The sequence below is a fragment of the Flavicella sp. IMCC45537 genome (assembly GCF_057197705.1).
Genome location: NZ_CM170067.1, coordinates 1,817,624 through 1,829,868 on the forward strand (window position 1 = coordinate 1,817,624; position 12,245 = coordinate 1,829,868).

General features: G+C 33.7%; 8 protein-coding genes. All 8 read right to left on the reverse strand.

What is annotated here, in order from left to right; genetic code table 11:
- The 8 genes from AC2DGP_RS07615 to AC2DGP_RS07650 all read right to left on the reverse strand — a co-directional run bounded on the left by AC2DGP_RS07615 (nt 1) and on the right by AC2DGP_RS07650 (nt 12,188).
- Nucleotides 1-1,524, reverse strand: a complete 1,524-nt coding sequence (locus tag AC2DGP_RS07615) for a RagB/SusD family nutrient uptake outer membrane protein (protein WP_484492404.1) — start codon at nt 1,522-1,524, stop codon at nt 1-3.
- A gap of 4 nt (nt 1,525-1,528) precedes the next feature.
- Nucleotides 1,529-4,525, reverse strand: a complete 2,997-nt coding sequence (locus AC2DGP_RS07620; protein ID WP_484492405.1) for a SusC/RagA family TonB-linked outer membrane protein — start codon at nt 4,523-4,525, stop codon at nt 1,529-1,531.
- Between the two features lie 210 nt (nt 4,526-4,735).
- The gene (locus AC2DGP_RS07625) at nt 4,736-8,743 is read right to left on the reverse strand and encodes a hybrid sensor histidine kinase/response regulator (protein ID WP_484492406.1); all 4,008 of its coding nucleotides are present in this window, start codon (nt 8,741-8,743) and stop codon (nt 4,736-4,738) included.
- Nucleotides 8,744-8,973: 230 nt separating this feature from the next.
- Nucleotides 8,974-10,050, reverse strand: coding sequence for a glycoside hydrolase family protein (locus tag AC2DGP_RS07630; RefSeq protein ID WP_484492407.1), 1,077 nt, complete (start codon nt 10,048-10,050; stop codon nt 8,974-8,976).
- Between the two features lie 31 nt (nt 10,051-10,081).
- The gene (locus tag AC2DGP_RS07635; protein ID WP_484492408.1) at nt 10,082-10,417 is read right to left on the reverse strand and encodes an avidin-fold protein; all 336 of its coding nucleotides are present in this window, start codon (nt 10,415-10,417) and stop codon (nt 10,082-10,084) included.
- Nucleotide 10,418: 1 nt separating this feature from the next.
- The gene (locus tag AC2DGP_RS07640; RefSeq protein ID WP_484492409.1) at nt 10,419-10,661 is read right to left on the reverse strand and encodes a (4Fe-4S)-binding protein; all 243 of its coding nucleotides are present in this window, start codon (nt 10,659-10,661) and stop codon (nt 10,419-10,421) included.
- 60 nt (nt 10,662-10,721) lie between these two features.
- A complete protein-coding gene (locus AC2DGP_RS07645) occupies nt 10,722-11,540 on the reverse strand; it encodes an alpha/beta hydrolase (protein ID WP_484492410.1) in 819 nt (272 codons plus the stop codon).
- A gap of 81 nt (nt 11,541-11,621) precedes the next feature.
- Entirely contained in the window at nt 11,622-12,188 is a 567-nt protein-coding gene (locus tag AC2DGP_RS07650; protein WP_484492411.1) for a Crp/Fnr family transcriptional regulator, read from the reverse strand.
- Nucleotides 12,189-12,245: the final 57 nt, after the last annotated feature.

Consider the following 12,245-nt stretch of genomic DNA (forward strand, 5'->3'; position numbering starts at 1 on the left):
TTAATATCCGTTGTTTTGAGGTAATAAGTTAGGATTTCTTTTCAATTCATCCGCAGGTAACGGTAAAAAATAATCTCTAGATGCGTCAAATAACGGTTGTTCTTCTAAGCCAGAAGCTGCAAATACTTCATCACCCAACTGCCTTCTTTTAATATCATACCACCTTTTGTACTCAAAAGCCAATTCCCACTTTCGCTCTTCTAAAACCATCGTTCTAAAATCGGCTTGTGACAACCCAGGTGTTACATCTGCTGGAAATGAAGTCATCACTCCTCCTTGATTACGAGCTCTCGCTCTAACTCTATTTACATATCCCTCTGCCTCGGTAGATCCAGGTGATGTTTCATTCAATGCCTCTGCAGCAATTAGTAAAACTTCAGCATAGCGCATTTTAGCATAATTTGTACTAGACCCTCTACCGTTTCCGTTTGAAGTTACCCCAGGAAAACGAGTATACTTAGCGATATAAGCAGAAGCAATATTTCTAGCATCAAAAGTAGGAAAGTTTGTATATGGCTCAACATTGCCGTCAAAAATCCCTGTATCATCTAAACTTACAGCTCTTCTATAATCATTTACATCCCAGGTATTATATACCTTTACACTTGGCACTGCAACAGACCAACCGCCACCAATATCACCTGCTTGATTTGCTCTAATCCCAGTCAAAGCGGCCTGATAATCTTGACCATAATTCCCATCTCTAAAACCGTTAAAATCTAAAGAAAATAAAGACTCTTTTAAACTATTTTGTTTTGATGAATTGAACAAGTCTTGAAAATCTGCAGCCAATTCCAATTCAAATCTAGCTTCATTATCTATCACATACTTTGCTTCGTTGTAAGCCTTTGCAAAATCTCCTATCGTTAAATACACCGAACTTAAATACGCCGCAGCACTTGCTTTTGTTGGTAGTGCTCTTGTTGGTTGCGTATCTGGCAACCAGGTTTTTGCATACTGTAAATCTGCTATGATTTTAGCATACACTTCTGCTTCAGATGTTTTTGAAACAGTTTTGGCAACATCTAAATTATCAACAGGTGTATCTAAATATGGGATATCACCAAATAACCTCACAAGATGATAATAAGCATATGCTCGAACAAAATGCGCTTGAGCCGTTATAGGGTTCAATTGATTTTCTGGAGCATTTACCAAAGCGGCTCCTGAGATGGCTTCATTGGTTGCAGCAATCACTTGGTAAGATCGTGGCCAAAAAGCAGTGATCATTCCGTTATCCGCTTGTACACTAAATCGATCATGATCGATACGTCTTTGAGCAGTTCCTACGTCACCAATACTTACCATATCACTTCTTAACATTAAAGGCAAGGACATTTTTCTTCCCCAATAGGCTTCTTCTGCCATCGTTCCGATTGCTCCATTTACAGCTGTTTGAACATCTGCAGGAGCCTTAAAAAACCCCGTTGGAGATAACAAACCTACAGGTTCTTCTACCAAATCTGAACATGCTACCCCTAAACATGATAACGCTATGATATATATATATTTCAATTTTTTCATCTTTTTAAAATTTTAAGTTAAGACTAAAAGTTACTGACTTAATGTTCGGATAATTTCCATATTCGAAACCTTGATTCACATTCCCTCGTTGATTACCAGAACTTTGATAACTAGCTTCAGGATCTGTACCTGGGTAATCTGTAAAAGTCAATAAGTTTTGACCACTAATAGAGAATCTCACATTATCCATATGTATTTTTTCAAGTATTTGTGATGGAAGATTGTACCCTAAAGCAATATTTTTCAAACGGATATAAGATCCATCGTATACAAATCGAGAAGAAATTCTTTTTTCTCTCACAGCAGCTGATGGTACGTTTGTATCTGTATTCGTCGGTGTCCAAGCTCTTAACGCTTCGGTTGTTGCGTTTGATCCTCCAGAGGCGAGTTCTAACAATGTATAACTAAATAACTCTCCTCCATAAGCGCCTTGAAAAAACACTCCCAAATCGAAATTTTTGTATCGAAACGTGTTGTTAAATCCAAAGGTCCAATCTTGGTTTGGGTCTCCTATTATTTTTCTATCATCAGTTGTTATTACACCATCTCCATTGATGTCTGTAAATAATTCTTCACCTAGTGTATTCGAAAAACTAGCGGTACCTTCAGGAAGTGTACCTCCTTGGTTTACACCTCTGTATTCATATCCAAAAAACTGTCCAACAGCCTCTCCTTCTCTTAAGATATGTGTTTCATCTTGCAAGAAATGACCTGGTGCAGAGTCTAAGAATACATCTTCTCCTCCAATTAATTTTTTCACTGTATTTCTATTTCTTGACCAGTTGAATTCTGTTGACCAAGAGAAATTTTCGGTTACAATATTTTTAGTTCCTAAAGCGATTTCAAAACCACTGTTATTAATTTCTCCTATATTTCTGTAAGCAGTAGAATTTAAAAAACCTGCATATTCTGGCGTTGATGTATCTGGCAAAATAACATCTTTCGTATCTATTGTATAGTAATCTACAGATAAAGATATTCTATTTTGGTACATCCCTAAATCCACACCAAAATTTGTTTGATACGAAGATTCCCATTTTAAATTTGGATTAGAAAGCTGATTCGGAACAACCGCATTTACTGTCTGATCGCCAACAACAGCATAAATATCACTATAACTCGCTAAAGATTGGTAAGGCTCAATAGAAGGGTTTCCTGTAACACCATAACTTGCTCTTAATTTCAAATTTGAAATCGTGTTACTCTCTTTTAAAAACTCTTCATTAGATATTTTCCACCCCAGTGCTCCAGAAGGAAATACTGCATATTTTTCATTCGCAGCAAAGTTTGAAGCACCATCTCTTCTTACCGTTGCTGTAACTAAATACCTATCATTTAAATCATAATTTAATCTAGCAAATTGAGAAACTATTTCTGTTTCACTTAAAGAAGATGTAGGTGTCAATGTAGTAGCACCTTGACCTAGATTTCTAAATGACACACTATTCGTAATGAATCCCTGAGAACCAGATGCATTTCTTTCGGTTTTTTGCTTTTGATAAGAATAACCTAGCAAAGCAGTTAGCTTTCCATTACCCATTTCTTTTTTATATGTAAGATAATTTTCACTTAACACATTCGATCTTTTAAAATCTGATATGGTTGCTATTCCACCTACATCACCTGCTGTTGCCACTAAAGTAGATGGTTTAAATGTACCTCTAGATGCATTTTCTGAACTAAACCCTAAAGTGGTTTTAAATGACAAACCTGTAACGATCTCATAATCGGCATAAAAGTTAGCACGATACTTATCTCTAACAGTCTCATCTATGCTTTCTGTTGCAACAGCATAAGGATTGTCAATATCATCGCCAACAGAATTTACAGTATTGATTCCATTTTCATCGGTCAATCCTAAATCTGGGGCAAATCTGTATGCTCCAGAAATTACATCTCCTGAACCTCTTCCTCCTGTATCAGCTTGAGTAGAAACACCATTTTTAGTACTCCTGCTACCGAAAGCATTGAATCCTATTTTTAGTTTTTTATTGATTTTAGCATCAATATTACTTAGGAAAGAGAAACGCTCGAATCCAGAATTGACAACTACACCTTTTTGATTGTAATAATTCCCGGAAACATAATAATTGATATTATCTGTTCCTCCAGAAAAAGCAAGCTGCGTATCCGAAACACTTCCAGAACGATAGATTTGATTTTGCCAATCTGTAGTAGTTGGCCCTTGTACATAAGTAGGATTGATTGCTTGTTGATAAGCAGCAAACTGATCGGCATTTAATAGCTCTAACTGATTGGAAATATTTTGTGAAGAATAACTAGTATTTACTTCAACCGACATTTTTCCTTTTCTACCTTTTTTGGTAGTTACTAATACAACACCATTAGCACCTCTAGACCCGTAAATAGCGGTTGCAGATGCATCTTTTAGCACCTCCATTGATTCTATATCTGAGGCTTGTGGCATTGCCGCCCCAACAAATCCATCAACCACAATTAGCGCTGCACTACTCGCACTAATAGAAGTATTTCCTCTAATTCTAATAGAAATTGCCGCCCCTGGTTCGGCTCCATTGTTCGTTTGAACCGCGACCCCAGCTGCACGACCTTGTAGTGCCTGAGCTGCGTCCAAAACAGGAAATGCAGTCAACTCCTCATTATTGACAGAAGACACTGATCCTGTAATATCACTTTTCTTTACAGCACCATAACCTACTACTACGATCTCATCTAAAGCACTTACGTCTGATTTTAAAGTAATATTTACGTTGGTCTTTGAACCTACCATGACCTCTTGAGTACTGAACCCTAAATAACTGAATACTAATGTAGTGTTATTACCATCTAACTCAATAGTATAATTTCCATCAAAATCGGTCGAAGATCCTGATGATGTTCCTTTAATAACAACACTTACCCCAGGAAGTGGCATTGCGTCATCACTTGAAATTACCTTACCTGTAATCGATCTTTTTTGAGCGAATGTTACGGTGCTCATGAAAACAAAGAGAAGTAACAGATACTCTTTGTTAATTTTCATTTTTTTGAAATTCATAAATTTTGGTTTTAAGTTGATCCGTTAAAAAAGTGATCTTATTTTATTTGCAATGCACACAAAACAGAACAACATTTTTTAACAGTTGATTAGTTTTTAACTGTTCCAAAAGTAGTTATGAAGTAGGTTTTAAAAGTACGGAAAAGGGTATCCAAAAATACCAATCCTATATATTACGGGGTATTCAAGGGGTAATTATGAAAAATTATTATGAAATTTCTCTCTGTACTTAGTTGGAGAGTCTCCATATTTTTTAGCGAAGCATTTGCTAAAATATTTAGGATTTTTAAACCCAACCTTATAACTAATCTGAGAAATATTAATTTTATCCTGTTCCAAAAGTCGTGCTGCTGTTTTTAATCTTATTTCAAGGATAAAATCTTTAGGAGTAAAATTTGTCCATGCTTTTATCTTTGTAAATAAAACTGTTCTACTGACCCCCAATTCTGAACAAAAAGTATGAATATCAAAATCGTCATTAGAAATATTTTGTTCAACCACTGAAAATGCTTTTTTAAGCAAGTCTTCATCAACAGACGAGACTGCTATTTGGCTAGGTGTAAGATTATTTTCTATGGAAAACTTAGTTTTTAATCGCTGTACAGACTCTAAAATATTTTTTACTTTTAATCTAAATTCTTTTACATTGAAAGGTTTACTTATGTATTCATCTGCTCCACTTTCTAAGCCTTCAAATTTATATATCAAGGACGACCTCGAGGTTAACAACACTACAGGTATATGACTCGTGATGATATTCTCTTTTATCTTAGAACACATCTCTGTACCCACCATTTCTGGCATGATTACGTCACTAATGATCAAATCAGGAATGTTTTGTAATGCCATTTTCAAACCTATTTTCCCGTTTTCAGCTTCTATAATTTTATATTCATTTTTGAGGAGTTGCTTTATAAATGATCGCAATGGTTTATGGTCTTCAACGATCAAAACAGTAAATTTATTTTCTTCCTCTCTTATATCGTTGATGGCATCCTCAAGATTATCTTCAACTGATTCTATTTGGGATACATATTGAGAGATATCATTGCTATCCTTATAATTTTCAATAACCTCTTCTTCCGATAAATGCTCTTTTCCGAGTGGGAGAAAAACTTCAAACACAACACCTTTATCAGTTTTATTTCTGACTTGAATGATTCCTTTATGCAGGGCGACAATATTTTTTACAATAGACAATCCAATACCTGTTCCTTTAGAGTAATTTTCACTTGATTTGTTATGGATAGCCAGTTCAAAAAATCGATCAAAAATCTTATCTACAAACTCTTCATCTATACCAACTCCATTGTCTTCAACAGAAATAAGAATTTGTCCTTCTTTTGTTGCCACTTTTATAGCAATGCTTCCGTTTTTAGGTGTAAACCTAAAGGCGTTCGAAATCAAATTATAAAAGACTCGTTCAAGTTTGGCACTGTCAAAAAACACATCTATATGATCTTGTTCTGCTTCGAAAGTATAGTTGTATCCGCCGTCTTTCGCGTATTCACTAAATGAAAAATATATTTCTTTCAAAAAGTTCACAAAATTTCCTTCAGCAGCTTTTAAATTGAATTGGTTATTTTCAAGTTTTCGAAAGTCCATCAATCGATTGATCAGTTTTAATAGATGGTTCGCGCTACTCTCGATAACCAAAAGCTTTTTATGCATTTGATTGCTACCCGAATAATCCATTAACAACTGTTGAAGCGGTCCTAAAATCAAGGTTAAAGGTGTTCTAAATTCATGGGAAATATTTGTAAAAAACTCTAATTTTACTCTATTCGCCTCTTCTATTTTCTCATTTTCCAATTGTTCTAAATCTAACCTTAATTTCAATTTAGATTTTGACTTTTGAAAAACTAACAAACCAAAAAATGAAAATGCGATTACTAATATATATAATAGGTATGCCCACCAACTTTTCCAAGGTGCTGGTAAAATTACAATAGATAACGCCGTTGGGGTCTCATTCCATAATCCGTCGTTATTCGCTCCTTTTACTTCAAACACATAACGACCTGCTTTTTGTATCGTATATGAGGTTTCGGTATTCGATGTAATTTTCCATTCGTCCTCTAGGCCCTTTAACCTATATGCGAATAAATTGTTGGTTGAATTTATAAAACTAGGAATTGAAAAAGAAATACTAAAATTGGATTTATCATGACTCAATTCAATCTCTTTGGTACAATAAATACTTTCATTTAAAATTGCATCTTTATCATCACTAACATCAATTTTTTTATTTTGAATTTTAAAATCTGTTAGTATCACTTGTGGGGCATACAAATTTGAAACAATTTTCTGTGGATTAAAATAACTCACCCCAGAAGGCCCTCCAAAATAAAACTGATTCTCAGCATCTCGATAACAGCTATTATCATTATAATAGTTACTAATTAAACCATCTGATTGGTTATATAATACAATTTCTCTAGTTTTAGGGTGGTATTTTACAATTCCATTGTTTGAACTCAACCAAAAAAAACCTTTTTCATCTTCCATAATAGAGTGAATAGATGTAATCTCAAAATCCCCTTCAATGATTGGTACTTTCTTAAAAGAATTTCCATCAAAAAAATACAAACCTTTTGCCTTTGTCCCTACCCAAATTTGATTATTTGAGTCTTCAAAAACAGTTAATATATCATCTCCAGAAACTGAATTTCTATCAAAGAAAAAATATTTAATATTTTCTTCTGTATGCACTGAATTGGCAATTAAATTAAGACCACTTTGTGTTCCAATCCAAACTCTTTTTTGAGAGTCGATTAATAAGGAGCGAATTCTATCATTGGTTAAAGAATTAAAAGGACCATTATGCTTAACATAATGTTTGATATTGTTATTTTGTGTCTCATAACGAACCAGTCCATTACCAAAAGTTCCAATCCAAAAGATATCGTTACCTTCTAAATCAATCGTATAAACACTTGTTCCTTCAACAATCTCATTTAACTGTTTGCTAAAATAATTTGGTAATATTTTTTTTCTTGATATATCATAAACAAGCAACCCTTTACCAATTGTACCGATCAGTAACTTATCATTTTTGTCAAAAGCGAGTTTTTTAACATTATTTGTAGAAAAATATTCTGTATTACCTGTATTTATAAATGATACCTTTTTTTTCGCAACATCTAAGATTGAAATTCCTCCTCCTTCAGTTCCAAAATATAAATTTTCATTAGCATCAGCAGTTATTGAAGAAACCACATTGTAACTAAGTTGATTATTTCTTTTATTTATTTTTGAAAAATTAGCGTTGGTTTCATCCCAAATACTAACACCATCGTAATATGAACCAATCCAAACTGATCCTTTTTGATCATTATAGATAGTTTTTATTTTACTTTTATTTACATCTCCTATTTTAAAAAATGTAGACTTTTTGGCAAACCTATAATCACTAATTATATAAATACCACTGTAAGTACCTACCCATATATTCTCTAATTGATCAATTGCTAATGCTCTAAAGTCATTCTCTTGATTGTTTTCAAAAACCAGCTCTAAGGATTCTGTATCTCTATTCAACACGTATAACCCCTTACTTTTTGTACCAATCCATAAATTCTGATACTTATCCTCCAATATAGTCTGTACAAATAAAGGTTTACTGGCAATTTTGCTCTTGTCTTCAGCAAATCTATTAATAGCATATGTATTTTTAACCTTCCCCTTCGATATGCTACAAAGACCTTTAGAAGTCCCAATCCAAATAGAGCCATCTTTGGATTTTAAAATTTTTAAAACAAAATTACTTGGCAAAGTATTATTCTTGTCTACTTCTGAAAATATATTTCTAAAAACTCCAGTTTTCTTATTAAGAATAGAAAGTCCATTTGAAGTTCCAATCCATATTTCACCATCTATTTCTTCAATACACCAAATCGTATTGCTACACAAAGAGCTAGGAGTATCTTCAAAATAATATTTTTTAAACACTTCCTTTTTGGGGTCATAACTGTTTAATCCATTATACGTTCCTATCCAAAGTAAACCAGAACTATCTTCTTTTAAAGAAAGAATATCACTATTGCTAATAGAACTCTCATCTTCAGGATCATTCTTGAAAACCTTAAAATTTGCTCCATTAAAAAGATTTAATCCATCTCTTGTACCAAACCACATTTGCCCCTGCTGGTCTTGATGAATTGCAATAACAGAACTCTGAGAAAGTCCGTCAGAAGTGGACAACTCCCTAAATACATATTTGCTTTGTTGTGAAAAGCTAGTTATACACAACAATAAAAAAATAAAGAATATATTGAGTTTAATCCTCATTAAATATTAATAGGTTCTATTCATTTTATTAATGAAACCCCGAATATATTCAATTTTGTTCGATACTCATAGACCTTCATATTAAAAATTCTTAATTCTTCCTATTTTTCCAAATAGCAAAAAACCTTAATCTTCCCACTTGTTTATTTTAAAGGAATAAACAAAGAATAAGCATTTCCTTCCATATCCAAGGCTGCCACGGTTAGAACCAAAGCCTCTCCATTTTCAACATAAATATAAGGTCGTTCCAAACGATGCACAGAAACTTCGGTACCATCCGATTTTTTAATTGCTTTATCCAATACTTTATAATGCTTCGCTTTCTCCCAATTTAAACCATCCGTGGAAGTAATCATTCCCATATAACCAAAAGCATGATAAATTCCATAATAGCGCTTCCTCTTTTGATCATACCAAATTGCAGGGTCTTCAGAATTCAAATTTCCTACAGCTGCTTTTGGTTGAATTTCCCAAGGACCAAGTGGACTTTTAGACAAGGCAATCGCTTGACTTCTTACCAATTCTGACTGGCTTGGGTAAATACCGTTTGCATATGCTACATTTGGTTTATCGCCTCTTAAAATCATTATATAACCACCTTCCGGTCTTTCCACTAAAGCTGGGTTACAGGTAATTTGAGCAATCGGTCCGGCAGGTTCTACTAGCGGCTTATCAAAACGCTCCCATGGTCCATCAACACTGTTAGCAACAGCAACTCCAATACGTTGGTTTTCTCTTACCAATGCTCTATATTCATTTGAAATACCACTTTTCCTTGCCTGTTCCCATTCTGCAGATGATAATTCTCTATCTCCAACATTTGTAGACATATAATATAAATAATATTTCCCATCAAAATATTTGATGCGGGGATTATGAGCTGTATGAGCATCCCAATATCCATTTCCTCTTCCTTTTAAAACCACTTCTTTAAACTTATACGGCCCCGCTGGATTCTCAGAAACGGCATGAGATACAATACCATCTGTCAGCCAGGTACTAAACCCAAGCTTTTTTGACATTTGTGCATAAAACAAATGATATTTCCCATCTTTTGTTTTCACAATTGAAGACCCCCAATTGTGATAGTTTTTATCCCTTAAAATATTTGTTTCTGATACTTCTTGTAGCTTAGATGCTAAATCCAAATCATCGGTAGAACCTTGAGCATTTGAATTCCAGGCTATAAAAAAAACGGCAATAATTAATATTTTTTTCATGTATCCCTATATTTTAATTTTTGTAGTCACTTTAGAATTCTTCAATAATTGAATTTCCACTTTCAGTTCCCCCAGAGGTCCATTTCCAAGATTCATGCAAACGGACTTTACCGTTAGATAGAATTTCAGGTATAGACTTGCATATACCCGACTTTAATTCTCCTTTAGTATTTATTTGATGGTAACACATATCAATGGTACCATCCACAGAAACAGAACCGAGCAACTGTCCTTTTATTACAGACCCTCCGCTGTAGGTTCCTTTTAAAATAGCTCCACTTTGAAAATATAGAAAAACAGTTTCTTCCGTAGTTTCGCCAAATTCAGAATTCGTAACCGCTCTAAATTTTTTATTGTTATAATTCATCTTATTTAATAGACAAAGCGCCTGAAGGACAAAGTCCTAATTGATGTTTTAATTGACCTGTAGTAGCTTGATTTATTTTTACCCAAGGTACTTCATTAGGTCGGTAAACTTTTGGCAATATTTTTACACAAACCGCAGCATGAATACATTTTTCGGGCTGCCACAATACTGTTATTTCTCCATTATTATATTCTTTAGATTTCATCATAAATAATTTACAATTGATTCCTTGTAAGTTATACATTTATTATTTATTCTAAAAAAAGAACAGCATTCTAGTTTAGAATGCCGTTCTTTTCACACTTCAATCAATCCAATCAAAGATACTTGTAGCAATCTCTCTCCAGTTTTTTTCCTCGAGCATCCAATGAGCATTCTCTTTAAAAACTTTCAACTCTGCATTTCCTTTATACTTTTTGACTAACTTTTCTGCTATTTTTACAGGAGACGCTTTATCCTGCCCGCCTGACACAATTAAAACGGGAATTTTAATTTCTGAATATTTTATTTTGTTCGGTTTGTATCCAAAAACATTTTTAATCCAAATCATCTCTTTTAGTACAAGTCCTGATTCATCGACCATTTTATGGTATACCTCTTTTTGTTTTTTTGCTGATAAATTGCATAACATACCTTCTACCGCTTCTTCAAACGTAGGTTTGCCCGTATTCTCTTTCAAATGATCAATACTGTTAACCCATTTTACCGATTTAATACTTTCAGAAGGAGGCATCATACCATAATTTACGGGAGGTGCTATCAAAACCAGTTTTGATGCAAGACCTTCCATGGCCAAACGTTGTGCAATAATACTCCCCATAGAATGAGCCACCAGAACAGGTTTGGCATCTTTTTTTTGAATTATTTCTCTCAACTGATCCACATAATCCTCCATACTTATTCCAGTTATTTCGTTTTTGGAATCCGGAGTATGTCCCAATAATGTAGGACTATCTACAAGAACCCCTTTTGATGTAAAATAAGATTCATAATGGGCCCAAACTTCACCCGTTGACCAGGCTCCATGGATAAAAACAACATTTTTATTTTCTGCTAGATTATTTTGAGATTGAACCGTAATTGCCAACAAGACAGCCACGAACAGACATACATTTTTTTTCATATTTACTTTATTTAAATAGTTATGAAACAAAAATAGCATGACAACCAAGGCTATTCGATTATCCTATGGTAACTAATAAAATTATTTTTCCTTTCTAATTCGGCTCAAAGATTGTGGCGTGATTCCTAAATAAGATGCTATCAAATACTGAGGTACTCTTTGTACTAAAGAAGGCCTAGCATCAATTAATTTTTGGTATCTTTTTTTTGCATCATCCATTACTAAAGAAATAGATTTCTCCTGCCAATTTTTAAATAGCGATTCTGCAATCAAACGTCCAACTCGCTCAAAGTTTTGATGCTTATCATACAATTCGTAAAGATCTTTCCTGCGGATCACAAGTATTTCTGAATTCTCAATACAGCGAACATCTTTCTCTGCGTTTGTATTGTCAATAAAATTTTTATAATCGGCAATAAATTCATTTTCAAGAGAAAACTCATCAATAATTTCATCTCCTTCTTTGTGATACACACACATCAAAGCTCCTTTTACGATAAACCCCAAATAATCACACTTTTTCTCTACATGAATAAAACATTGGTTTTTTGAGTAAACCTGCAGTTCGCATTTGGATAAAAATAATTTTAAATCCGAGCTTTCTAAAGGAATAAAATCCTGAATTGTATTTTCAACGAAGGGGGTCATAATTTTCAAAAAAAGAAAAAATTTCAGCTTTTAAAATTAGTAATTAATTCTATGAAC